23 protein-coding genes are annotated in these 25,805 nt (G+C 47.5%); 9 read left to right on the forward strand and 14 right to left on the reverse strand.

The genetic code is table 11. From position 1 onward, the window contains the following. Positions 1-334: 334 nt before the first annotated feature. Positions 335-2,464 carry a coiled-coil domain-containing protein gene (locus KJS52_RS05395; protein ID WP_213513646.1) on the forward strand — a complete coding sequence of 710 codons (2,130 nt, stop codon included), beginning with the start codon at positions 335-337 and terminating at the stop codon, positions 2,462-2,464. Positions 2,465-2,589: 125 nt separating this feature from the next. Here KJS52_RS05395 and KJS52_RS05400 read toward each other — a convergent pair whose 3' ends face one another. From KJS52_RS05400 to KJS52_RS05420, 5 genes are all read right to left on the reverse strand, one after another. Continuing rightward, positions 2,590-3,675 (reverse strand): ABC transporter substrate-binding protein, encoded by a 1,086-nt coding sequence (locus KJS52_RS05400; protein ID WP_213513647.1) that lies wholly within the window; start codon positions 3,673-3,675, stop codon positions 2,590-2,592. A gap of 73 nt (positions 3,676-3,748) precedes the next feature. Further along, entirely contained in the window at positions 3,749-4,585 is an 837-nt protein-coding gene (locus KJS52_RS05405; RefSeq protein WP_213513648.1) for an ABC transporter permease, read from the reverse strand. Positions 4,586-4,624: 39 nt separating this feature from the next. Next, positions 4,625-5,410, reverse strand: a complete 786-nt coding sequence (locus tag KJS52_RS05410) for an ABC transporter ATP-binding protein (protein ID WP_246563145.1) — start codon at positions 5,408-5,410, stop codon at positions 4,625-4,627. A 143-nt stretch (positions 5,411-5,553) separates the two neighbouring features. After that, a complete protein-coding gene (locus KJS52_RS05415; RefSeq protein WP_213513649.1) occupies positions 5,554-5,841 on the reverse strand; it encodes a DUF6171 family protein in 288 nt (95 codons plus the stop codon). A 24-nt stretch (positions 5,842-5,865) separates the two neighbouring features. Beyond that, on the reverse strand, positions 5,866-7,353 hold the full coding sequence (locus KJS52_RS05420; protein WP_213513650.1) for an alpha-N-arabinofuranosidase: 1,488 nt from the start codon (positions 7,351-7,353) through the stop codon (positions 5,866-5,868). Between the two features lie 154 nt (positions 7,354-7,507). Between KJS52_RS05420 and KJS52_RS05425 the strand changes: the two genes are divergently transcribed. From KJS52_RS05425 to KJS52_RS05440, 4 genes are all read left to right on the forward strand, one after another. Beyond that, positions 7,508-8,503: an aldo/keto reductase gene (locus tag KJS52_RS05425; RefSeq protein WP_213513651.1), complete on the forward strand. Its 996-nt coding sequence runs from the start codon at positions 7,508-7,510 to the stop codon at positions 8,501-8,503. Between the two features lie 77 nt (positions 8,504-8,580). Then, complete coding sequence (locus tag KJS52_RS05430; RefSeq protein ID WP_281425550.1) at positions 8,581-8,787, forward strand: alpha/beta-type small acid-soluble spore protein; 207 nt, start codon at positions 8,581-8,583, stop codon at positions 8,785-8,787. A gap of 620 nt (positions 8,788-9,407) precedes the next feature. After that, entirely contained in the window at positions 9,408-10,598 is a 1,191-nt protein-coding gene (gene fabV, locus KJS52_RS05435; protein ID WP_213513653.1) for an enoyl-ACP reductase FabV, read from the forward strand. Between the two features lie 134 nt (positions 10,599-10,732). Further along, positions 10,733-11,668, forward strand: a complete 936-nt coding sequence (locus tag KJS52_RS05440) for a ribose-phosphate diphosphokinase (RefSeq protein WP_213513654.1) — start codon at positions 10,733-10,735, stop codon at positions 11,666-11,668. A 235-nt stretch (positions 11,669-11,903) separates the two neighbouring features. Here KJS52_RS05440 and KJS52_RS05445 read toward each other — a convergent pair whose 3' ends face one another. Both KJS52_RS05445 and KJS52_RS05450 read right to left on the reverse strand, forming a co-directional pair. Then, entirely contained in the window at positions 11,904-12,827 is a 924-nt protein-coding gene (locus tag KJS52_RS05445; RefSeq protein ID WP_213513655.1) for an aldo/keto reductase, read from the reverse strand. A 64-nt stretch (positions 12,828-12,891) separates the two neighbouring features. After that, a complete protein-coding gene (locus KJS52_RS05450) occupies positions 12,892-13,896 on the reverse strand; it encodes a Gfo/Idh/MocA family protein (RefSeq protein WP_213513656.1) in 1,005 nt (334 codons plus the stop codon). Between the two features lie 95 nt (positions 13,897-13,991). On the opposite strand from KJS52_RS05450, the gene nagZ reads away from it, so the two are divergent. Continuing rightward, positions 13,992-15,230 (forward strand): beta-N-acetylhexosaminidase, encoded by a 1,239-nt coding sequence (gene nagZ / locus KJS52_RS05455; RefSeq protein WP_213513657.1) that lies wholly within the window; start codon positions 13,992-13,994, stop codon positions 15,228-15,230. Positions 15,231-15,314: 84 nt separating this feature from the next. Here the strand turns inward: nagZ and KJS52_RS05460 are convergent, their stop codons facing one another. The 6 genes from KJS52_RS05460 to KJS52_RS05485 form a co-directional block, all read right to left on the reverse strand. Beyond that, complete coding sequence (locus KJS52_RS05460; RefSeq protein WP_213513658.1) at positions 15,315-17,636, reverse strand: septation ring formation regulator EzrA; 2,322 nt, start codon at positions 17,634-17,636, stop codon at positions 15,315-15,317. Between the two features lie 74 nt (positions 17,637-17,710). Then, positions 17,711-18,391, reverse strand: a complete 681-nt coding sequence (locus KJS52_RS05465) for a PspA/IM30 family protein (RefSeq protein ID WP_213513659.1) — start codon at positions 18,389-18,391, stop codon at positions 17,711-17,713. A gap of 94 nt (positions 18,392-18,485) precedes the next feature. Next, on the reverse strand, positions 18,486-19,367 hold the full coding sequence (locus KJS52_RS05470; protein WP_246563148.1) for an ROK family protein: 882 nt from the start codon (positions 19,365-19,367) through the stop codon (positions 18,486-18,488). Between the two features lie 43 nt (positions 19,368-19,410). Then, complete coding sequence (locus tag KJS52_RS05475; RefSeq protein WP_213513661.1) at positions 19,411-21,354, reverse strand: carbohydrate-binding domain-containing protein; 1,944 nt, start codon at positions 21,352-21,354, stop codon at positions 19,411-19,413. A 100-nt stretch (positions 21,355-21,454) separates the two neighbouring features. After that, the gene (gene murI / locus KJS52_RS05480; protein ID WP_213513836.1) at positions 21,455-22,234 is read right to left on the reverse strand and encodes a glutamate racemase; all 780 of its coding nucleotides are present in this window, start codon (positions 22,232-22,234) and stop codon (positions 21,455-21,457) included. Between the two features lie 48 nt (positions 22,235-22,282). Next, positions 22,283-23,257: a 2-hydroxyacid dehydrogenase gene (locus KJS52_RS05485; RefSeq protein WP_213513662.1), complete on the reverse strand. Its 975-nt coding sequence runs from the start codon at positions 23,255-23,257 to the stop codon at positions 22,283-22,285. Between the two features lie 296 nt (positions 23,258-23,553). On the opposite strand from KJS52_RS05485, the gene KJS52_RS05490 reads away from it, so the two are divergent. After that, a complete protein-coding gene (locus KJS52_RS05490; RefSeq protein WP_246563150.1) occupies positions 23,554-24,249 on the forward strand; it encodes a Crp/Fnr family transcriptional regulator in 696 nt (231 codons plus the stop codon). A gap of 26 nt (positions 24,250-24,275) precedes the next feature. Beyond that, on the forward strand, positions 24,276-24,752 hold the full coding sequence (gene infC / locus KJS52_RS05495) for a translation initiation factor IF-3 (protein WP_213513663.1): 477 nt from the start codon (positions 24,276-24,278) through the stop codon (positions 24,750-24,752). A 112-nt stretch (positions 24,753-24,864) separates the two neighbouring features. Here infC and nrdR read toward each other — a convergent pair whose 3' ends face one another. Next, complete coding sequence (nrdR, locus tag KJS52_RS05500; protein ID WP_213513664.1) at positions 24,865-25,344, reverse strand: transcriptional regulator NrdR; 480 nt, start codon at positions 25,342-25,344, stop codon at positions 24,865-24,867. A 93-nt stretch (positions 25,345-25,437) separates the two neighbouring features. Between nrdR and KJS52_RS05505 the strand changes: the two genes are divergently transcribed. After that, the gene (locus tag KJS52_RS05505; RefSeq protein WP_213513665.1) at positions 25,438-25,656 is read left to right on the forward strand and encodes an alpha/beta-type small acid-soluble spore protein; all 219 of its coding nucleotides are present in this window, start codon (positions 25,438-25,440) and stop codon (positions 25,654-25,656) included. Positions 25,657-25,805 lie beyond the last annotated feature (149 nt).

The raw sequence follows: 25,805 nt of genomic DNA on the forward strand, positions 1-25,805 counted from the left end.
AAAGCCGAGCTTTTTGAACACTCATTTATAGAGGATCTTCAAAAAGTCCTGCAAGAGCATCCCGCAAGCCTCAGCCAAGGCATCCCGCATTCCCACGGATGCCTTGGCTTTCCACTAACTCTACTGCCAAAACTTCGCTTGAGGCAGTAGTCTCCTTCTTCCTGTTCACCTATATTTTCGAGCAGTTATGCGCAAGCTCGACAGATTCACCGTCAATCTTACAAGGGCATGCTTGTGATTTTAAGGCTATTTACCTACAGGAATCAATTACCTTAACGTCGAATAAATTTTATGTACAATAATAAATAATTCCGCTCATTTAAGGGGTGATACTTTGAAGTTAAAATCGATTGCAGGAGCGGGCTTCGAAAAACCGATGACAGACAATCATCGCACTAATTACCGCGAAAGCCTGGAGCTCCATGTGCATCAAGCCTTTCCGCTCAACCATTTTTTACAGTATGTTAAAACGCTTTCCAATTATGATAAATTAATGCTCGCAATAACATTAAAATTACCATTTACAAGAAAAGATTTGAAGCAGTGGCCGGATCTGCTGTTTTATAAAAAGCTTAATCTGATGCTAAAAAAAATAGCTACTGACCGCAAGCTTAAAAAGCAACTGCTGTTTTTTTTAATAGACCGCACCATAGTAGAAGCACCTTCATTAACAATGATTAACAAACAATTGCCACAGCTTGTAGAGGAATTTGGCTATTGGAGCGTATACTGGACGCTATATTTCCATCCCGATCGTCAAGAGCAAGAGGACATGTATCAAACGATACGCTCGAAATTGGAAGCGCAGCTAGCCGATCAGGCTAGCCAGCAGGAACAGACGATAAGCCAGCGTGAAACGGCTGCAGCAAGCGAACTCCTTGTTGACAGCAGGCAGAACGACAGCAAGCAAGAGCAGCTCAGGATAGAGAAGAAAATTGCAATTTTAGAAGATAAGATTAGCAAAGAAACAGCAACTCGGCAGCAATTAGAGCTGGCAAGCGTGCAAAAGGATAAAATGATTCGTCAGCTTCAGCAGGAACAGGAGAAGCTTCAGCAGCAAGCTAGTCTGTTAAAGGAGCAGATTGCGATGTATGAATTGAAGATTGTCAATCTCAATCGAACGCAGCAAGAAGCGAACCAGCGGCGCAAGGAAGACGAGGAGCGCTGGCTCAATGAACGTACTGGCCTGCTGGGACAAAACAGAGCCAATTTAGACGAGATGCGCAAGCTGTCCAATCAGCTGGAGCAAATTCAGCGCGAGCTGGAGGATAGCAAACGGCAAACGAACAACTGGCAGCAAATCGCCCAGCAGCGGCAGGAAGAGCTAAACAGCCTGTTGAACAGCAAGCAGCCGCTTGACAAGCAGCTTGTTGAGCTGTCGGAGCACATGCATCTTGAACTGGAACAGTACAATCGTGAGCTGCTGCGACTGATGAAGGAAACTGCCTCCAGCTATGAGCAGCGTCAGCACTATCGCCAACAAATGGTTAATGCACTGAAAGTTATTGATGCGATTGATAAATTCCAGCTCGAGCAGCATATGGATAGCAAAGAGCAGGAAAAGCTGGAGCAAGACAAGCCGATCGCCGCTGAGCAGCTGTTTACACCGGAAGAGCTTAAAGCAGCTTCAAGCAAGCATGAGAAAACACAAGACAATCAACGCTATGGCACATTTTACAGACGAGATCATGGAGGATACATAGAGCTGGACAGTGGAGAAATATTCAATATTACCGAATCGCTTGTCCAGCAGCTGGAGCTGCAGCATGAAGCCGAGGTGCTTTGTACGCCTACCGCACATCCAGGGCGCGCCAATCACTATACGATAGAGCTGCTGTTCCAAGGTGATGACAGCTATTCACCAATCAACACCTATGACGGCTTTGTTCATTTTGACGAGGACCAAAAATGGTATTGCATAGATTTGAATGATGATTCAAACCGCTTCCCTATCCACTACAAGGATATCGAAATTCAAAAGCCGGGACATGGCGATCCGTGCACCTTCAACGTGGCGGAGGATGGGCATATTGCCAGACTAACGAAGCTGTACCGTCTGCATGGCGAGATGATTGAATCGCATCCTGCGCGCAAAAAGAACGAGCAGCAGCGCAGCAAGCTCGTGCAGCGCCGTAAAGCTGAACCCTATTTGCAGGACTGCAAAATTACAATTATTGGCGGACAGCGTAAATGGTTTGAATCCGTCGTTAAGGAAACTGGCGCCGAGCTGGTACATGACGGAGGCGAGCATCCAGAGCGTATTGCAGCAGAACTGGGCCGCTCGCAAGCGCTGTTTATGATTTTAACCTCCACCTCGCATCGCGCGACATGGGAAGGCATTGAAATTGCCAAGAGCAATCAAATTCCTCATTTTATTATTCAAGGTTCAAAATCCAATTTGCGCAAGCTGCTTTGGGAAAATCAGCAAATTATTCGATCATCCAATCGGCCAGTTGAAGCCTAGCATTTACTGTGCTTAAGCCAAGCTATATTTTGTAACAAAAAGGACTGATAAGCCACGCAGCTCAGCTTATGCTGCCCGTGTGCTCATCAGTCCTTCTTACGCTTTTACTGGCTGTTTTTCTCAGCCTATGATTCATCCACCCATATTAAATTCGTACCATCATAGATTGCTTGCAAAAATGCATTGTTTATGAGCTGATCTGCCTGCAATGGCTGCTCAATTACTTTGGCGTCGAACAGCATCTTGCTTTCTCTCTCCCACTGCTCCGATGTTTGCCAGCCAATGCCCGTGCTTGGATCACGCGATTCTGTGATCAGCTCCAGCTCAACCTGCCAGCGATTAAGCTCTGCTTCCACATCATAGACAGTTTCGGAGCGCGCTGCCAGCAGCTCAATTGCTTCTTCCGGCTTGGCTGCTGCAAACTCATGCGCCTTCAGCAGCGCCCGCAAAAAGTCCTCTACCGTTGCAGGATGCTGCTCGGCCCATTTCTGATTAACCGCCAGCACGCCAAATGACGTTTCCGCGCCAAAATGACCAGGATCGATCAGGCGAACCTTGGCCCCCAGCTTCTCCAGCTGATAAGGCTCGTTGGACTTATATACCGTTAACGCATCCACCTTGCCAGAGGACAGCACCGTTACATCATAGCCAATCGTTACTCCCTTTATATCGGCAAGCGACATGCCATTGTATTGCAGCATCGCGATCAAATTGGCGGGCAGCGCTCCGTGATAGCCAACCCTTTTGCCCTTCAAATCCTCAGGGGCGTAAATGGTTGAATCCTCCATCACAAGCAGCGCGCTCGTTCCAACTGAGCCAAATGTGGCAATGCCACGAATATCCGCTCCCTGTGCAACAGACTGGATTACTTGACTAGGTGTGCCGGAGCTGGCGAACTGCGCTTGATTGGCTGCAAGAAACTTCATGCCCTCCGCATCAAGCCCTGGCACAATCTTCACATTAAGCCCAAGCTTCTCAAAATAGCCCAGCTCATCGGCTAATACGGCTTGAATATCTGGCGGCGAAGCCGCATAGTAAAAGCCCGTCATATATGTAATTTCTCCTGCAGCGGCGTTGAGCGCCTTGCGCTCCTCGCTGCCCAGCTCTGGGGCCGGTTCAGCCTCCACAGGCATATTGTTGTTAGAGGTGGCTGATTGATTGCTGCATGCGCACAGCACCAGCAGCAAGCTAAGCCATAACCATTTCTTCATCCTGCTCTTCCTTTCCTTCGTACAGCTTCAAAGTACAGCTTTCAGATCAACTGCTTTCTTGCAAGCTGTGTTGTTAGTTCCAGCTGTTAGCTGATACATGCCAATCCAATACTTTACGTTCAATATAGCGCACGACATTGGTTAGCACAATCCCCATAAATGCCAGCATAAATATAGCGGCAAACATGCGGGTAGTCTGCATGTAATTGCCGGACATCATAATGACATTGCCCAAGCCCTCGCTCGAGCCGCTCCATTCGCCAACGACCGCCCCCATGACGCTAAGGCTGACGCATGTTTTCGCTGCGCTGAACAGATACGGCAGGCTGTTGGGCAACCTCAGCTTCATAAAAATTTCTGCCTTGCTGGCGTGCAGCGAGCGCATATATTCGTAATGATTTTCATCAATCGAGCGAAAGCCCATAATGGAATTAATGAGCATCGGAAAAAATGTAATAATCGCCGCAATTAGCACTTTGGGCAGAGTACCGAAGCCAAACCATAAAATAAACAGCGGTGCAACTGCCATAATTGGCGTTACATTCGCAAGCACAGCAAGCGGCAGCAGCGTACGCTCCAGCACAGAGGAATGAGCCATTACAATTCCCATTACGAAAGCAACGCTCAAGCCTAACAAAAAGCCGAGCACAGCTTCATAAAACGTAACCCAGGCATGCGATAAATAAAACGTAAATGATTGAAAAAACTCGATCGCGATCGCCGACGCAGATGGCAGCGTAATCGGATTAATGGCAAATAGTTTCGTTGCCAGCTCCCAAACAATGAATAATCCGGCAAATGCGGCAAGCGGCGGCCAAAACGAGGATTTGACATACAAGCGCTTCAATCGTTTGCTCAGCTTAGCTTTCGCTGGCTGATGCCGCTTTGATTCATGGTCATCGTTGTGCACCTTTCCCTCTCTCCTGTTCCAATTCCGTCTTTTTTATGTCTATACTTGCCAATCCTGACGCAAATAAGCGCGAATATCCGCCATATACTGCTGGAACTGCTCGCTTTCCTCCAGCTCCGCACTGCGCGGTCTAGGCAACTCAATGCCTATTCGAGCCTTTATACGCCCGGGACGCGGACTCATTATGATAACCTCATCCGATAGCAGCACCGCTTCGCGGATGTTGTGGGTCACAAAAACAACCGTTTTCTGATACGATTCCCATATATTTAGCAGCAAATAGCTCATTTTTTCGCGCGTGATTTCATCCAGGGCAGAAAAAGGCTCATCCATCAGCAAAATAGGCGCGCCTGATCCGAAGGCGCGAGCAATGCCTACTCGCTGCTGCATCCCTCCAGACAGCTCCTTGGCATAAGCGTCTGTAAATTCTCCCAGCCCGACCATTTCCAGCAGCTTGACCAGCTCTTCACGCTGTGGAGGCTGCTCAGCAGCCTGACGGTTGACCTCAAAGGGCAGCTGCATGTTTTGCAGCACGGTACGCCATGGAAATAGCGCGGGCGACTGCGGTACAAAGCCAAACTGCTTCTGCTTTTGCGCTTCAAGCGGCGAGCGACCATTAATGAGCACCTCGCCGCAATCCTGCTTCACTAAACCACCGATAATGCGCAGCAGCGAAGACTTGCCGCAGCCGCTAGGGCCGATTATGCTGACAAATTTTCCTTTTTCTATATTCAAATCAATTAAATGCAGCGCCTCCGTAGCTTGCCCGCGCCGCCGATACTGCTTGCTTACTTGCGTCAACTCAATATAGGACAATTTCTCCACCTATCCATCTTCTCGATACTGGAAAGCTATTCAACACGATGAGCATGTATGTACATGACAGCAGAAACAAAAAGCCGCCAGCCTCATCATCTGATGAAGCTAGCAGCTATTATTTTATCACTAATTATGAACTTTGTATAAGGTTAGTTTGCATAGCTTTCCCAGCCGCGCAGCTTGACGTTGGGACAGCTTTTGCTGCGATATTTTGCTGAAACCCGGACGTAGCAGCCGCATAGCTGGCAGGTTTGCTCCTGCAGCAAATGCTCGCAGCCGTGACAGGCAGCCAGTCGCTGCTCATAAATATGATCCGGCACAACAATAGTCTCATCCTGAAACATCGGAGCCTGCAATATGCGATCTATCTGCGCCTCGGTAACCTCATACTGCGGTCCACAGCCACGACAGGTGCGATTTCGGCTCTCTTCGTTCATCCTGCTGTCCCCTGACCTTTCGCTTTAGGCAATGCTAATTGACGTTACAGAAGCTGGTGAAAGCGTAAGCTTCAAGCTGTGACCATTGACCTCGAAGGCAGTAAAGCTTTGCGGCTTCACAGTCTCTGGTGCTTCAAACGTATTATGCGCGTCCATTTTATTAGCTGTCAGCTCGGTTGCTTGCACGCTGAATTTCTCATTGGCAAGTCCACGCAAATCAATTTCCAGCTCTGTTGTTTGGCTTGGGTTCATATGTGCAAGGCTAATATGAATCGTGCCATTAGCATCCTTGGAGGCTGTTGCGCTAACCGCTTTAATCGATTTGCCATTGCTTGTGAAGTCCTCGGATTGCAAATCAAGCTGCAGCAGCTGCGCATCCTGATGCACCTTGTACATATTGAAAACATGGTACGTAGGCGTCAAAATCATTTTATCGCCTTCTGTCAAAATAACCGATTGCAGCACGTTAATAACCTGTGCAATATTGGCCATACGAACACGATCGCTATGAGCATGGAAAATATTAAAGGTCAACGCTGCAACAAGCGCATCGCGAATCGAGTTTTGCTGGTACAGGAAGCCAGGGTTTGTGCCAGGCTCTACATCGTACCATGTTCCCCACTCATCCACGACCAATGCAACGCGCTTATCCGGGTCATACTGATCCATAATGGCAGAATGTCGCGTAATCAGCTCATCCATATGCTGGGCTTTCACAAGCGTATCAATCCATTCATGCTCAGGGAAGCCTGTAGCAGAGCCCTTGCGGTGCCATTGATCCGGTACGGTATAGTAGTGCAAGGACAGCCCGTCCATAAAGCGTCCCGCTTCGCGCATCAGCACCTCTGTCCAACGGTAGTCATCGTTATTAGGTCCGCAAGCGATTTTAAACACTTTATTGTCGCCATAATTGCGCACATATGTAGCGTAACGGCGATACAAATCGGCATAATATTCCGGGCGCATATTACCGCCACAGCCCCAGTTTTCATTACCAACGCCGAAATATTTCAGCTTCCACGGCTTCTCCTGTCCATTATCAGCACGAAGCTGTGCCATAGGCGATACGCCGTCAAAGGTCATATACTCTACCCATTCAGACATCTCCTGCACCGTACCGCTGCCTACGTTGCCGCAAATAATCGGCTCGCATTCCAAAAGCTCACACAGCAGCATAAATTCATGCGTACCAAAATGATTATTTTCAACGACGCCGCCCCAATGCGTGTTGATCATCCGTTTACGCTGCTCTTTTGGACCAATTCCGTCCTTCCAGTGGTATTCATCGGCAAAGCAGCCGCCAGGCCAGCGCAAGCCAGGAATTTTCAGCTCTTTAAGCGCTTTAATGACATCATTGCGAATCCCTTTCGTATTTTCAATCGGAGAGTCCTCGCCCACCCAAATTCCTTCATAGATACAGCGACCAAGATGCTCAGAAAAATGGCCATAAATTTGGCGGTCAATAACGGATAGTGTTTGATCTGCATTAATGCTTAGTTTATTAGTAGACATCATACCCAACCTTTCATTGAATTAATTTTTACATTAATCCATACTTTAAATTATTAATCCTAAAGCTATCATAATGTTTATTTGCAATTTTGACAACACCTTTAAGCAGGTTTGCTATAATTAAATTGGAAAACCAAAAAAAGGGAGTGATTTGATGAAGGCTTTACCTTTACAGAGCCACGGCATAGCGGCCAGCCGCCTTGCTATTGGCTGTATGGGCTTTGGCGGCTCATGGGATGCATCCGAGCCCTATACTGCTGCTCATATGAAGCAGCTTGAAGAGGCTGTCGATGCGGCTTTGTCCATCGGCATCAATTTTTTTGATCATGCGGATATTTATACGCGCGGCAAAGCTGAAGCGATGTTCGGCGAGCTGCTTGCAGCCCGTCCTTCACTGCGCGAGCAGCTTATTATCCAGTCCAAATGCGGCATTCAATTAGCGGACGGGGAGCTGCCTGGTCGCTACAATTTTTCCAAGCAGCATATTGTTGCCTCGGTAGACGGCATTCTACAACGGCTTGGCATCGACTATCTTGATATTTTGCTGCTGCATCGCCCTGATCCATTAATGGAGCCGGAAGAAGTTGCGGAAGCGATTCATACGCTGAAAGCAAGCGGCAAGGTTCGGCATTTTGGCGTTTCCAATATGCATAGCGCTCATTTGCAATTGCTGCAAGCGGCAGTAAGCGAGCCCTTCATCGTCAATCAGCTCCATATGAGTCTTGCTCATCGTCATTTTATCGATCAAGGCCTGCTTATTAACCGCAATGAAGGAAGCGCTGTCAGCTTTGACCCTGGATTAATGGCCTATATGCAAATGAACAATATACAAGCTCAAGCCTGGGGGCCGCTCGCACAAGGCCGCTACACGGGAGCTGCGGCAAGCGATACAACTGAGGCAGAGCAGCTTGCCGCGCAATATATAGCCTATTTGGCACGGCTTAAGGAAACTAGCAAGGAAGCGATCCTGCTAGGCTGGCTAATGAAGCATCCTGCACGCATCCAGCCAGTGCTGGGCACGACCAATGCTGCACGCATACTGGCCTGTCAGGACGCCGAGCGGCAAGCCGAGCTGATGACGCGCGATGAATGGTGGACGCTTTACGCTACCGCCAGCGGCACCCATAATCCAGGCATTAAAAGCGTATAAATGTAGTGAACAAAAGGAAAATGATGCATAATGCTCCAGCATTGAACTCATACTAGCTTTGAAAGGAGATGATAGCTATGAGTTCAAGAAATAGACTTGTCGTGCCTGATGCTAAAGCCGCCCTTGAGATTATGAAATTTGAAATTGCACAGGAGCTCGGCATACAGCTTCCGCAGGACGGTTACTATGGACATATGACAACTCGCGAGATTGGATCAATCGGCGGATACATAACGAAGCGCCTTGTTGCCCTAGGACAACAGCAGCTTATGAATCGTTTCTAGGATTGATGCTTCCGCAGGAAACCCTATTTATTGTTATAACAAGCAATGCAAGCAGGCTATCTTGGACAACTCACCGTCACGCAGGATAGCCTGTTTTAGTTTGTGTCTTCACAGACCAATCATTTATCGTTAAAATAGAGTAGAGGAATAGGATGTTCAAAAATCCGACTTTGATGACGATGATGGGCGTTGTAGTCGATTCGACGGCGAATATGTCACGCTACCGAAGGCTCCGGTGCTCACGTAGCTATTGCCTACGCTGCGCTCCTCGCCTTCTAGTATCGTGCCATCTTCTTGGTCCTGAAAGCCGACTTTTTGAACTTTTATTGAAAGTGGATGTTCAAGAAGCTCGACTTTGATGACGATGCATTGCGTTGTAGCAGATTCGACGGCGAATCTTGAACGCTAGCGAAAGATTATGCTTCCGAAGTATGTTTCCGGCGGAAACATTTTAGGTGCTCACGTAGCAACGCTCTACGCTGCGCTCCTCCCCTTCTACTAGCGTCTAATCTTCTTGGTCCTGAAAGCCGACTTTTTGAACTTTTATTGAAAGTGGTAGTTCAACAAGCACGACTTGGGAATACATAGAGAAACTAATGATAGAAAGGAATTTTTCTAATATGATTATTCAACCAAAATCAAGAGGTTTTATTTGTACAACAGCTCATCCTGTAGGCTGTGAGAAGCAGGTGCAATCGCAAATTAATTATGTTAAACAGCAGCCGGCAGTAAATGGCCCTAAAAATGTGCTTGTCGTTGGTGCTTCTACTGGCTATGGCCTTGCTTCTCGCATTGTTGCTGCCTTCGGTGCTCGCGCCAATACGGTTGGCGTCTATTTTGACAAAGCTGCAGAAGGAGCACGCACTGCGACAGCAGGCTGGTACAATTCCGCTGCATTCGAGGCTGCTGCTGCTAAAGAAGGCTTGAAGTCGTTCAGCATCGTGGGCGACGCCTTCTCCGATGAAATTAAAAACAAAACGATTGATCTCATTAAAACAGAGCTGGGCAAGGTTGATTTGATTGTGTACAGCGTTGCTTCTCCGCGTCGTGTACATCCGAAAACAGGTGAAGTGTTTTCGTCCGTCATAAAGCCGCTTCACAGTGTATATACGAACAAAACGGTTAATTTTCATAACGGAGAGGTTACAGAAGCTACGATTGAGCCGGCTACTGAAGATGAGCTGCGCCAAACGATTGCGGTTATGGGCGGCGAGGATTGGAAAATGTGGATCGATGCGCTGCAAGCCGCTGATGCTATTACCGCAGATGCGACAACCGTTGCTTACTCCTATATCGGCCCGGAAATTACACATGCCGTTTATCACGATGGAACGATTGGCGCTGCGAAAAACGATTTGCAGCAAACGGCTGATCTGCTTCATCAACAATTAAAAGGAACTGGCGGACGAGCTTTTATTTCCGTTAACAAAGCGTTGGTGACACAGTCAAGCTCCGCTATCCCGGTTGTTCCGCTTTACATTTCCGCGCTATATAAGGTGATGAAGGAAGCTGGCACTCACGAGGGCTGTATCGAGCAAATGTACCGCCTATTCTCCGAGCGCCTCTACATCGAGGGAGAAATTCCTGTTGATGAGAAGCGTCAAATTCGTATTGACGATCTGGAAATGCGTCCTGAAATTCAAGCAGCAGTTGCACAGGCTTGGGAAAATATCTCGACGGAAAATGTGTACGAGCTAACAGATCTCGAAAGCTATCGCAAAGAATTCTTCGGCTTGTTCGGCTTCTATGTCGATGGCATCGACTACGAGGCAGACGTTGATCCTAACGTTGACATTGCAAACTTGAAATAATCAATGAACAGCTATGACGGCAACAGTCATAGCTGTTTTTTTATAGGCAGCATTTGTGAAGATGACCTGAATTTGATATGATAGAGGTGCTTACATACTTGGATTACGATAAGCTTTAAAATTTGGAGGATGTTATGGCTCAATTAAAAGTGTTTTCAGGCTCATCAAACAGACCGCTGGCGCAAGCGATTTGCGATCAATTGAACGTGCCGCTAGGAAATGCGATTATTTCTCGCCAGGAGAGTGGAGAAATTCATATTTCCTACGAGGAATCATTGCGCAATCACGATATATTTATCGTACAGGCGATGTCTCACCCTGTAAATGAGCATCTGGTCGAGCTGCTTGTTATGATCGACGCTGCCAAGCGAGCTTCGGCTAAAACGATCAACATCGTCATCCCGTACTATGGCTATGCGCGTCAGGAACGGAAAAGCAAGCCGCGCGAGCCGATCTCGGCTAAAATGGTTGCTGATATATTGACAACCGTTGGTGCGAGCCGCATTATAACGATTGACCTGCATGCCGATGCCATTCAAGGCTTTTTCGATATTACGGTTGACCATTTAACAGCGCTGGATATTATTATCAACTATTTGCGCGAGAAAAATATAACGAATCCTGTAGTTGTATCGCCAGACGCAGGACGGGCAACCGTCGCTGAGAAGCTGGCGGGACTAATCAATTGTCCCTTCGCGATTATGATTAAAAATCGCCCTGCTCATAACAAGTCGGAAATTACTCATATTATCGGGGAAGTTAATGGCATGACGCCGATTATTATTGAGGATTTAATAGATACTGGCAGTACGATTGTTAATGTAGTAGAGGCGCTTCATAAAAAAGGCGCCAATGATGCCTTTATTTGCGCTACACATGGCCTGTTTTCCGACAATGCTGTGAAAAAGCTGGATCATCCTTATATTAAAGAGGTTATTATTACTGATTCCATTCTGCTTGATGAAGAGCATTCCGACAAATTTGTCGTACTAAGCGTGGCGCCGCTCATATCGCAAGCCATTGATATTATTACGCGCGGCGGCTCGATTGCCACACTATTCAAATCATAAAGAGGATGTTCAAAAAGCCGGCTTTTTGATCACTCACATAAATGCACTCAGGTTGCTGCGCCGCAGCAGCCTTTTTTGTTGCGCGGCGGCTAGAAGGAAGGCAGCGCTCTAAACATGGTTAGCTGACAGAGCTTTCTGCAACACGACTAAAGCCGTATGCTCCCCGCCAAACAGACATACGTCTGAGCATCCTTGCCCTCCCCTCTTCGCTTCTACAGATTTGTTCTGTTACAGGCTATGCGCCTTCCTCACCGTTTTCCAGCCAAGCCACCTGCTCCTCGCTAAGCTCCAGCTTCATAGCCGTTATACAGGATTGCAGCTCTTGCAGCGAGCGCGCGCCTGCAATGATCGCTGTAGGATAGGCTTGATTGGCCACGTAAGCAAGCGCGATTTCTGATGTTGACACACCCAACTGCTGAGCAAGTTGCTGGGCGCGGTCATATCTTTGCCAGTTTTGCTCACTGTAAAATACGCGCTCCATATCTTTATCCGTAACGACATCAGGCACAAAACGGCCTGAGAAAAAGCCTCTGGCTAGCGGTGACCATGATAGGCATGGCAGCTTTGTCAGCTTATGCATTGCAGCCATTTCATCGTCAACATGCAGCACGCCTTTCCAGAACGGCTCCTTAGGAATAGCGAGACTTAAATTCGGACTGTTGAAAGTGAAGCCGACCAAGCCGTGCTCTGCTGCATAGCGATTCGCTTCCAAAATGCGGGCAGGCGTCCAGTTAGAAGCCCCTATCGCATGAATCGTGCCCGAATCAATATATCGATTCAAATTTTCAATAATTTGACCAACTGTTAACGAGGCATCATCGCGATGAAGCGCATATAGGTCAATGTAATCCGTACGCAGCCGTTCAAGGCTGGTCTTGATTTCGCGATCCAAAATGTCAGGCTGCAAGGTAGAGATGCCGCCTTTTGTCAGCAGGACAAGCTGATCGCGCTGCTTTTGCTGCTCGACATAGCGGCCAATAACCTGCTCGCTTTCGCCTCCTGCATAAATATGTGCCGTATCGATCGTATTGCCGCCAATACTGACATATTGATCAAGCTCCTGAAGATGATGCTCATAGCTGTCAACCTGCAAGTAGTCGGAACCTTTAATCACATTAGAAACCGGCTTGGAACAGCCCGCTATCGACATATATTGCATAATACGCTCACTCCTCATATTATAACGATAAGAATAGCATTGCGGAGACTTGATCTTTAGCAGTTTATTGGATTGTTATACGTGCTTTTTGCTCTGCTGAGGTTAAGCATGCCTCCAGCACCTTCATATTGGCCGCAGCATCCTCAAGCGGGAACGGCAAAGGCTGCTCGCCATAAATCGCTTGAGCAATCGCATCCGCCTGCAAGGCGTAGCTGTCCAGATGCTCAGCCTGAATTTCCTCCACGCCCGCATCGGTATATAGAAAATAATTGGCTTCCTGCTCATTTTTGCCGAGGAAAGCATGCGGCAGCTCAATTCTTCCTTTCGTCCCGACAATCTCAAGTGAATTGCGGAAGGTTGCCCACATGCCACAATCAAATACTAGTGTCAGGTCGTCCGGAAACTCAACGAGGCCAGACGCCATCATGTCTACGCCGCCATGCTTTTCCGAAAACAGCGCGTGCATCGTTGCCGCGATCGGCTCCTGGCCAATTAGGTAGCGAGCAGCACTGATTGGATAGCAGCCTACATCATAGAGCGAACCGCCTCCCCATTCCTTTACAAAACGAACATTTTCTGTGCTGTCTCCGTTGTTGAAGGTAAAGCAGCCGCGAATTAAGCGAAGCTCGCCGATTGCTCCATCAGCAATTAATTGCTTAATTTGCGCATAACGCGGGTGATAGCGATACATAAATGCCTCGGCGACAATAACCCCTGCTTGCTTTGCCACAGCCGCCATTTCTAATGCTTCTTCATAATTGAGCGCAATCGGCTTCTCGCACAGTACATGCTTGCCTGCTTTTGCAGCAGCAATTGTCCACTCCTTATGCAAATGATTAGGCAGCGGGATATAAATCGCATCCAGCTCAGGATCAGCAAGCAGCTCCTCATAACTGCCGTAGGCTTGCGGAATATTAAGCTGCTCGGCAGTTTCCTTTGCCGTTTCCAAGGAGCGGCTTGCAATAGCTTTAACCTCATTAAAGCGGGACTTTTGAATGCCGGGAATGACGGAGCGCTTGGCTATGGAAGCGCAGCCAAGTATCCCCCAGCGAATGGTTTGGTTTGACATGATACAGCTCCTTTTCCAATATAGAATAGTTGTCTCTGCCTGTGAGAATAGGGTATGATTTATTATACCATTAAGTTGAGAGGGGTGAATGGCTGATGAAAAAATGGCTCATTATTTTTCCAATTATATTATTGCTTGGCAGCATCCTTTACTTTTTTCCACTCGATAAGACGAACAAAACAAATATAGATGTGCAGCCTCACAACAATCAGCCAGAGGAATCTTCCCTTCCGACTCAGTCTCCTGCACCTTCAGAGGAGCAAGAGGAGCAAGACGAACAAGAGCTGCAAATTCAGCAGCAGCTTGATGAGCTGACGCTAGAGCAAAAGATCGGGCAGCTGTTAATCGTCGGTATAGATGACAACAGCTCCAGCATAAGCAAGCAAACGCAGCAGCTCGTCCATGATCAGGGCATAGGCAACATTATTTTATTTAAACGCAATATTAAAAACGATAAGCAATTGGCCTCTTTGATCGAGGCATTAAAGGAACTGCCTGCCGATCATGCTCCTCCACTCTGGATAACAATTGACCAGGAGGGCGGTAAAGTAAATCGGCTGCCAGAGCAATTTCCTTCAGCCGAGGAGCTGGTTGAACTGGATGATACGGCTGTTACCGAGCAAACCGGAGAGCATATGGGAGAAGCGCTTGCGGATCTTTCCATTGATGTAAATTTCGCGCCTGTGCTTGACATTAATAACAATCCTGACAATCCGGTAATCGGCAGCAGAGCATTTGGCTCGACGGCTCAGGAAGTTGTAACGCACAGCATTGCGATGCTGGACGGACTGGATGACTATGTGCTTACCGTTGGCAAGCATTTCCCGGGACATGGGGATACGAATGTAGATTCACATGCTTCCCTGCCGACGATCAATAAAAGCTGGGAAGAGCTGGAGCAGCTTGAGCTGATCCCTTTTCGCGCCGCTATAAAGCGACATATCGACGCGATTATGGTTGGACATCTTTATTTGCCGCAAGTTGATGAGCAATTTCCCGCTTCACTCTCGCCTACTATTATTAAGCATTATTTGCGAGACGAGCTGGGATTTGAAGGACTTGTCATTACCGATGATCTGGTGATGGGAGGTATTACAGAAAATTATGAGGTAGGCGAAGCCGCGGTATTAGCGCTCCAGGCTGGCAACACCATGCTCATTGTAGGTCATCATCCGAAGCAGCAGCAGGAGGTCATTCAATCTTTAGTAGAAGCAGTCAAGCAGCATAAGCTGGATGAGCGTTTAATAGATGAGCAGGTTAAGCTGGTCCTGCGCATGAAGCTGAACAAGCTTAACTATTTGCACTCGTCCGATTGGCCTGAAGAGCAGCAGTAAACAGACGGCAAACAAACATTAAAACCCCTTGGCTCAGCTATTACTCAGCTGCACCAAGGGGTTCTGTTTAGTGGTTTAGTGCGACTATTTGAAGCGTCCGCCTCCACCGCGCGAGCCGCCTCCACGGAAGCTGCCTCCGCCGCCACGAGAACCGCCGCCACGGAAGCTGCCTCCGCCGCCGCGAGAGCCGCCGCCAAAGCCGCCTCCGCCGCCGAAGCCACCTCCGCCAAAGCCGCCACCACCAAAACCGCCTCCATTATTACGGCGATTTTGGTTAGTCATCCGCCTCATCATTTCTATTTGTGCAAGCTGGCGAAGCCGTTCCTGCTCAGCCCGCTCTCTAGCTTGCTTATCTGCAATAGCCTTTGCAGCCATCTGATGGAACTGCGTATAATATTGCTGAACATACTTAAGCTGCTCGGTCATACCATCCAGCATGATTGGCCTGCTTGCCAGCTGCTGCTCGATTCCATTAAGAAGCTGCAGCCCTCTCATATGCGCATCCGCCATCCCCCCATGCATTTGAAGATTATGACTGTTTAAATTGCTGCGCACATGGTCGAAGCCGCTTTTTTCCTGTGCTACACGATGGATAAGCTGCTGCAGCGATGACTCCAGCTCATGATGAAGCTGCTCCAACTCCAGACAGAAGGCTTCAAGCTCGTTCACTTTATTTTGTGCCTCCTGCAATATGCTTTCCGCTTCCAAATATCGCTGCGTTTTAGCATCATTGTACTGACAGGAAAGCTTGATTTGCTGTTCAATTTGTGCAATTTGCTGAGGAAGCTGCTCAAGCTCCTGCTCTGCTTCCTGCCAATGCGCAGCATCAAACTGCTGCTTTGTTAATGAGAGCGACTGCTGAGCCTTTGCCATTCGTTGCGATTTCAGCTCTTGCAGCGCCTGCTCCAAAGCTCTAATATGCTCAATATTGGCATCACGGGCGCTTATAGAACGCGTAACGTCAGACAGCGCGGTGCTCAGCCAGTGTTCAATCCGGTTGGCACACTCTCTTGCCGTTGGCACATCTCCGATTTTTAATGAGCGTTCAATCGTCAATAGCTGTCCATTCATCGAATCAAACCATTGATATGGCGAAATTTCCTGCAGAGTCAAGCCCTCATTGCTGACAAGCGTATCAAGCTTTTGCTTCGTTTGCTCAATATGCTGCGGAAGCTTGCGCAGTGCTTCGATCAAATGCTCATACATATTGACATCTTCAACCCAGCTCGTAATTTTTGCTTCTTCAGCATTCAAGCGCGTGCTTGCTTCGATTGGATTAAAGGCTAGCGCAGCTTCAATGTCCTTAAGCAAAGCTTCGATTTCGGTTTGACGGTCAAACAACGCCCTTAACGTCGTTTCTGCATCGGTAGAAATCGCCAGCAAAGCCTTCTTCCCTTGAGCAAAGCTTTCTTGTCGCTGCCGCAGCAATTCGGTAGCCGCTGCCTCGATATTTTTGTACTTGTCTACCGCAGATTGCAGCTCTGCAATCGAATGCTCGATATCATTTAACGCGCGAGACATATCATGCAAACTTGCTTCCGTTTTTTGCAGCTGGGAAGGTGCAAGCTGCTGCCATGCTCGAAGCTGCTCGGGATAGCGTGACATTTGCTGCAGCAGCTCGTACAAATCATCCTCAACATCGCCAATAATATCGCGCGACTTGCCCATTGAAAACTTTTTAATTTCTTCCATTTCGTAGTTAAGCTTATGCAGCTCTGCTGATCGTTTCTCGTAGCGATCCTCCAGCTGCAGCAGCAAGCTTTTCACGCGCTTGCGCTTCGCACGCTGTGCAAAAATAATTATAGCTGCGCCAACGATAATGAGAACCGCAATCATAATAAGCATCGTAAGACCTGAGCCTTCACTGCGAGGAACAGAAGCTGCTCCATTCGTTCCCTTTGTCGGTTGAGACTTATAGCTGTCTAAGTAGAACGCCAGTCCATTTATCGTCTCTTCGATAGCAGCGTAATAATTACCTTCTCCTGCTTTCGGGAAAAACCTCTGCTCTAAAAAAGAAGCTACGGGATCATTGCGCCGCAGATCGTCTGCAGCGTACAGCGCTGACTCCAGCGTCGAGCCGATCGGCAACTGCAGCCATACTTCTCCAATGCCATCGTCAACGACCAGCAAGCCTTCATCGCTCGCTAAGCCCCAGTCCGAAAACAGCTGCTCGCTATAGCTTGCAATATCTTGCGAGCCAATCGATGCAACAAGCAAAACATTGAGCTTGATCCCCTGCTTGCTCATATTTGCTTCCAATGCTGAAATCTCTTGTCCTGACAAGGCGCCTGTCTCATCATGAATGTAAGATCCATTAGGTCCAACCGCCTGCACTGGAGGCGCGAACAGCATATGCAGCATAAGCAGCAGTATAGCAGCCAGTGTGAAGCTAGTTCGTCTATTCATTCAGCTACCTCCATGAGAAAGGGGTTATTCAGAAAGTCAGTGACTACTGACGATTGAACACCCCTTCTTGTTTATTATTTATTTCCGTTCAGCTCTGCTTTTAATGCAGCCAATTCATCTTCGATTGCATTATCTTTAGTTGCTTTCAGCTGCTCTTCGAATTTCTGGTCTAACGATTTATCCTCATTGGCCAATTCGAATGCGGCATCCGCTTCATCATGCATTTTTTGGATTTTTTCTTCCATGCGGCTGAAGGTAGCACCAACATCGTTGCGGCCTACACCCTTCATCGTGCTATTAATTTTTTGCTGAGCTTTAGCTGCTTCCGCCTGTGCAATTAACGTGCTGCGTTGATCCTTCATTTCCGTAACGCGATTTTTCAAATCACGCAGCTGGTCGCGCAGCTTGTCTGCTGTCGCTTTGGCGCGATCATAGCTTTCCTGCAGCTTATCCCGCTTCTCAACCTGCTTGGCTTTGTCAGCCAGCGCTTCACGCGCCAAATCGTCATTGCCAGCAGCCAATGCTTGACGAGCCTGCGATTCACGCTTCGCCACAAGCTCTTCTGCTTCCTTAAGCTCGCGCTCAAAACGCTTTTCCACAGCCATTTGCGAGGTTACAGCAGCCGTTACCTTCTCTACGTCCTCATCCAGCTCACGCAAAACCTGGTCAATTATTTTAACGGGATCCTCCAGTTTATCTACAGCTGCATTTACATTCGCCTTACCAATTCTAAACAAACGTTGAAAAATGCTCATTCAAACATACCTCCTCGTTCTGTCATAATAATGGTAATACGTTAAAAATGAGGCCGGGTTTCATAAAATCCGCCAATACCATCTAAAGTTGACTTTAACGGCCAGCTTTATACTCCTGCAAGCCGAGAGCCAGCGCCCCGCACAAGCCTGCATCGTCGCCTAAGGCTGGCGGTATAATGTACTGATCGATTTGCTCTAAAATCATTTGATGCTGAACGTAGCCATTCAAGGTGCTTCTAACCTGTTCGCGAATTAACGGAAACAGCTGCTCCTGATGCATAACGCCGCCGCCCAAAATAATGCGCTCGGGCGAAAGCAGCAAGATAGTGGACACAAGCGCCTGTCCCAAATAATAGGCCTCAAGCTGCCAAGCCTCGTGCTCCTTCCCCAGCTCATGTCCCTTAACGCCGAATCTTTTTTCAATTGCAGGTCCTGCCGCAACGCCCTCGAGGCAGTCCTTATGGTATGGGCAGAAGCCTTCAAAGGAATCGGCAGGATGTCGCTTGACTGGAATATGCCCCGCTTCCGGGTGAAGCAGTCCATGCACCAGGCTGCCTTCGACAAATACGCCTACCCCTACTCCTGTGCCGACCGTATAGTATACGCAGCTATTCAAGCCTTGTGCGCTACCCCATGTTGCCTCTGCCAACGCAGCGCCATTAACATCTGTATCGAAGCCAATCGGCATATTAAACTGCTTTTTCAGCTCGCCGAGCACATCAATGTTTTTCCAGCCTGGCTTAGGGGTTGATGTAATATATCCATAGGTTGCACTTTTTCGATTCACATCAATCGGACCAAAAGTGCCCACGCCTAGCGCATCGAGCTGCTCACCTGCAAAAAATTGATTTATTTTTTCAAATACGATTTCAGGAGACTCTGTAGGAAAGCTAATTTTTTTCTCAATTTGCCCTTTTTCATTGCCGATGCCACAAATGATTTTAGTACCGCCTGCTTCGATTCCGCCAATTCTCAATGGATAAACCTCCCAAATGGTTTCTTCTATAGAACAGCCAAATTTACTGTGTTTGAATGTCTGCTGGAGCATCTTCTTGCATTGGGCGCCTGTCGTCTGCGGCATCAGGAGCTATGTCATCGCGCTCACCGCGTCCACCGCCGCCACGACCTCCGCCGCCAAAGCCACCGCCTTGACCGAAGCCTCCTTGCATCGTTGTTATCCCGCTCTCATCAACATAAGTAACACCTTCGCTAATTGTAAAGCTGACCAGCTCGGTACCAGGCTGAGCTGGCGTCATTATTCCCAAGCCCAGTTGTTCATCAAGCTCCGCTTGACCGCCGCTTGATAGCGTATAGGTTTCACCAGCCTGCAGTTCTGCTGAGCTTATCAAGATCGACTGATACGATTTGGTTGGCTTAAAGGCAACAAGCACCTCGCCCGCCTCGTTGCTAAGCTGCACCAATGTGCCTGCCGCTTGATTCGTTGGATAGTACATCAATATGGAAGGCTGCGTCGATTGCTCAGCTGACGGCGCCATAGCCATGCCGCTGCTTCCTGCAGCAATTAGCGTACCGCCCATCAGAGTAAAGCTGTCATCGTAATCCAGCGCTCCATTGCCGTTATTTTCTGGCCCGTTCACGATTACGGTGCCGCCGCTCATCTCTATGCTGCCGTTGGAATCCAGCCCGTCTCCGTCTGCATCAACAAGCAATTGTCCGCCTGTAATAGACAAGTAAGCATCTGTAGTTGAGCTGAAGCTTGCTGCTCCTCTGCCTGCAAATGCAGATTGATCATTGCCCCCTGCAACATTTACTCCATCATCCGATGAGTGAAGCTCAATACGACCGCCTTGAATTGAAATTTGCATGCCTTCCAAGCCCTCATATGAAGCTGCAACCGTAAGCTCACCATCGTAAATCGACAGTGCTTGATCGGCATGTACACCATCATCGCCTGATGCTAGCGTCAATTGACCTCCGCGTATATCTACATTGCCATTGCTGTGCAATGCATCCTCATAGGCGTCAATCTTAAAGCTGCCGCCTTGTATCGTGAGGAGAGTAGCTGCTTTAATTCCTTTGGCGCTTGATACGCTGGAAGCAGCATGTGCTCCGCCGCCGCTTATCATGCTGAAGCTGCCATTGTCAATCAGCAGCTCGCCGATGGAATCTATAGCGTCCGCCCCTGCATCTATCGTAAACTCACCGTCAGCGATATAAATGCTGCCGAGCTTGTCTGCATTGTCATTCGTTGACTTTAAGCCATCTCCTGCCACATTAAGCTTATAGGAGCCCTGTCGCACCGCCAGCAGATCGCGGCCGACAATTCCATCATCGACCGAATTTATTTCATATTGACCGTCTGCAAGCAGCAGGCGATCCTTGCCAACAATCGCATTATTGTAATTGGCATCAATTATTAGCTTGCCCGTGCCATTAATCGTCAAGTCAGCTTTGCTGTAGAGCGTGCCGATCGGCTCATCGACGCCGTCCGCCAGCTTGTACTGCTCTCCATCGGACAGTGTATTTGCTGTGCCATCAGCTAGTGTAACGACAACTTTGCCGGCATCTTCAACAAAAATAGCCGCTCCATCCTCATTGTGAATAGAAGCATTGTTCAAAATTATTTTTACATCACCGTCATATTCCAGCTTAACATGGATGCTTCCATCAGACAGTTCTCCATTCAGTACATATGTACCGGGCAAAGCAATGGTCACATCAGAGTGCTCGATAAATACACCACGCTTAGCGCTGGTAGCAATGCTGCTGCCATTAAAGCTGATCGTTTCCGCATCTGAATCGCTCCAGCTGGCATCCAGGTCAGCTTCTTCAAACTCAACAAGCGCCTGCTTGCGTTGATTCTCACCAGACTTCTGTGCATTGTCTGAGACAGACGTTTGCAATATATTGCTTTTATCATTTATAGACGAGCTGCAACCTCCCGCGATTAAGCCAAGTGTTAGCAGTGTTAAGCCAAGCCACTGTTGATAACCTGATTTCATATCCACCACTCCTATACCTTCGATAGGACTAAGTATAGCAGCAGCAAATTAAATAAAACTTAAAGATTACTGAATCCGATCTGAAAGTTATAAATGCCAGCTAAATTTCGTTATGCTGCAAATATTGCAGCGCTTTTTTCATCTTTTCATTGTAGCTATCATCCTGAGCTGTATTGTAGAAGGTAACGCGACCAGAGCCTTTGCCGCGAGCCAGGCCGTAGCGATGGAGCTGCGCAGCCAAGCGCCGCACTGTGCCAACACTGCCATCTACAATTCCTACATGAGGCGGCAAAATCCGCTGCAGGATCGGCTTGAAATATGGATAATGGGTACAGCCCAGTACAACCATCCCATATTGCTGCAAATCGTAATCCGCCAGCTTATCAAGAAAATACTGCTCAACCTCATGCTCGTTAAACTTCATTTGCTCACAAAATGGAACCAGCCGCTCCATTGGCAAGGAATCCACGATATGATTGTCATCCACTCTGGACACCAGCGCATAATATTTAGGCAGTGATAACGTAAGCGGCGTTGCAAATACGAGCACTCTTCGACCAGTTGAAGCATTCATCTCCACTGCCGGCTTGACAGCAGGCTCCATTCCGATAATAGGAATGGCAGGATACTGCTCGCGCAAAAGCTCAACAGCAATACTTGTCGCTGTGTTGCAAGCGATAACTAGCGCGTCAATGTCCAGCTCCATCATTCCGCTGACCGCTTCCATAACGTAGCTTTCAACTTCCTGCTTGCTTTTGATTCCATATGGAGCATGCAATGTATCCGCTACAAAATAATAATCCTCTGTCGGGATTCTGCGAATCGCTTCACTTAAGACAGTCAATCCGCCTATTCCCGAATCAAAGATGCCTATTGTCATATTAATCGTTCCCTCTTGCTTCTTCATAAATATATTTCGTTAATGATGTCATTGTCTCAATTCGGGCACAATATGTACATCTTCTGAGCCTTGCAGCGCATTGACCAAATTGCGGGCAGCGAGCATCGCCATTTGCTGTCGTGTCGCGTCCGTTGCCGAACCGATATGAGGAGTCATTACAACCTGATCAAGCTTCATGAAAGGATGATCGAGCGGCAAAGGCTCCTGCATAAAAACATCCAAGCCTGCGCCTGCAATTTTTCCTGTCTGCAATGCTTCAATAAGCGCTTGCTCGTCCACAGTTGCTCCTCTTGATGCATTTATAAATATAGCATGTTGCTGCATCCTTGAAAACTGCTCTGCTCCGATTAGTCCTTTCGTAGCAGGCGTCAACGGTGTAAGCAGTACAATAAAATCAGAGCTGGCAAGCAGCTGATCAAGCGATTCATAGGATACATCCATTCTTTGCTCCAGCTCAGGCTTGCGTGAGCGCGCATAGTAGGACACCTTCATATCAAAGCCATACAGCGCACGCTTGGCAACAGCCTCGCCAATTCTCCCCATGCCAATAATGCCCAGCTTGCGATGATGCACATCGAGACCAAACAGCTTTCGGCCTTCATTGCCTTGCCATTGTCCATTGCGAATATATCGATCAAGCTCGGCAATGCGGCGAGAACAGCTCAGCATTAGTCCAAATACAAGATCCGCAACAGTATCATCCAAAATATACGGCGTGTGTGTTCCGATAATATGACGCGCCTTCATCGCCGCAAGATCAAAATGGTTATAACCAACGCTCATCGAGCTAACTACCTTCAGCTTAGGCGCCGCATCCAGCAGAGCGTCATTGATTTTCATTGAGCCGCTCGTAAAATAGCCTTCTGCCTCTGACAAATAATGCAGCAAAGCTTGCTCCGATCTTGCTTCATCAGGCTTCCACGTTATAATGGTACAGTGCTGCTCCAAATAGTGCTTTACATCTTCAGGCAATCGTCGATCTACAAATACAAGAGGCTTCATAAAACCATCCCTTTCGCAGGTGTTAATTTAATAATAACGGTTGCCTATTATTATGACAACGAAAAGAGCCTTTTTTGCCGCCTCCCAACAGCAAAAAAAGCTCTTCCCCGTAAGTACCTTATTTTTCAGCTTAATGGATTGATAAACGACTCTAGAATCGTTATCATTAATTAAAGATGTTCCAACCTCCTTTATACTTGATCTATTCCCTTCTCCCACCATTAGATTAGCAAAACTGCACATTGCAATCAGTAACAAAGATTACAAAAATTTAAATTTGGAGTGAGGAATTAGCCTTGAATAGTATCGATACGAGCAAATTAAGAGCGGCCATTCCCTTCTTTAAAGATCTTGATCAAGGTTTACTCGAGCAGCTTGTTCCGTATATGCGCGAGGAATCCTATCGGAAGGGCTCAATTATTTTTCATGAAGGTGACGAGGGGAACCAAATTTTCTTTATTAGATCAGGCATGGTCAGCATTTATACCTCTAATAAAGCAAAGCGAATTACATTGGCGTATTTGACCAAAGGAGAATATTTCGGTGAAATGGCATTAATGCAGCCTGGGCTGACGCGGTCTGCTACTGCTGAAACATTGACTGCTGTTAAAGCTTACACCTTGCACCGTGCTGATTTTCAGCGGCTCGTTGAGAAGGAGCGTAATGTCCCGTTTTTGCTGCTCAATTATACAATGGAAAGATTGCGCAAAGCTAACAATCAAATTTACGATCTCACCTTTCTCAATGTGCAAAATCGAATTATTCGCCGTCTGCTTGAGCTCGGCAAAGAGGTTGGAACAATGCGCGAGGACGGCAGCTATGTCATTCCCGTAAAAATTACACATCAGCAGCTTGCTGACACAGTAGGAGCTGCTCGCGAAACCGTATCCAAAATTATTATCGACTTGCAGGATAAAGAGCTTGTCGATTTGAGCAATAAGAAATTAACGCTGCTCAAGCCGGAAATATTAACGGAAATGCTCAATATTTAGCGATTAGACATAAAGGAGAAGCACGAATGGCATTAATTATGAACGAAAAAATAAAAGCGAGCGAGGTAGAGCTGCTCGATTTGGAAGGCAACCTGATTGGAGAGCTTCCAACACAGAAGGCATTGCAGCTTGCAAAGGAACAGCAAGCCGATCTTGTATGTGTAAATATGATGAAAAGCCCGCCTCAGTGTCAGCTTATAGCACGAGGGAAAGCGAAAGCTCAAATCAAAAAAGCTGATGACAATACGCCTAAAAAAGAAAAGGAAATTCGTCTAACGCCAGCCATTGAACAGCATGATTACGATACGAAGCTGAAGCAATGCGAAAAGCTGCTGGCAAGCGGTCATCCTGTCTCATTGGTCATAAAGCTAAGCGGCAAGCAAGGGCAAATCGCCAAGGAGCTGCTGCAGCAACTTATTCAGGATTTAAAGCCTTATGGAACACCCGCTTCAGGCATTCAGCTTAGTGGCAAGCAAGCCGCTGTCACAATCATGCCTAAATAATGTTTCAGCGCTGCGGAGCAAAGCAATCATCCATTCGCTTTCTCAGATTGCTTTGCTCCTCCGCTGGAGCTTTTTTTGTTTTAAAGGCTGGCAGCCTTGACATTCTTCCTCTTTACTTCTCTTCAGTGCCGCGAACGTTGGAGTTCGATAGCAGCATATTGAGCTCTTTCATGAACATATCAATATCTTTGAATTGGCGGTATACGGACGCAAATCGAACATATGCCACTTCATCTACCGGATATAGCTGATTCATGACGATTGCACCTATATCACTGCTTTCAACCTCAGCAAGCGCAGTTGTACGCAGCTCCTTTTCAACCTCGGATACGATAACCTCCAGACGCTCAACAGGTACTGGACGCTTCTCACATGCTCGAATCAAGCCGCGAAGAATTTTGTCTCGACTAAATTCCTCACGACTGCCATCCTTTTTAATTACGATGAGCGGAGTCTCTTCAATCATCTCAAATGTAGTAAAGCGTCGATTGCAGCTTTCGCATTCGCGGCGGCGGCGAATCGACTTGTTTTCATTGGCTGGACGCGAATCAAGCACCTTTGTACCGGAGTAATCGCAGTAAGGACACTTCATCGTATTCCTCCTTTCTTTTACCAATCGTTTCCTGTAATAAAACATTGAAGATCGCACATAATACATTTACCAACCGTAAGGAGGTGAAACAACATGTCACAAAACAACAGCAATAGCAATAACTTGCTTATCCCTCAAGCAGCAGCAGCTCTAGATCGTATGAAATTTGAAGTTGCTCAAGAGCTTGGTATTGCGATCCCACAAGACGGCTACTATGGTAATGTTACTACTAAGGAAACTGGCTATATCGGTGGATTCATTACTCGTCGCCTAGTTCAAATCGCAGAACAATCACTAGCAGGTCAACGTTAATGTATAGCTTTAATAAATTAAGCAATGGGCCTGCTCTTCCTAGTGGAAGAGCAGTCTCATTGTTTCCTGTTCCGATAAAGTTTACTTATATTATAATATTTTTGCTGTTGTGCAGTCCAGACAAAGTTGACAAGCTAATAGATCGACTT

Origin of the sequence: Paenibacillus montaniterrae (genome assembly GCF_018403185.1) — a bacterium.
In the GTDB taxonomy this organism is placed as follows: Bacteria; Bacillota; Bacilli; order Paenibacillales; family Paenibacillaceae; genus Pristimantibacillus; species Pristimantibacillus montaniterrae.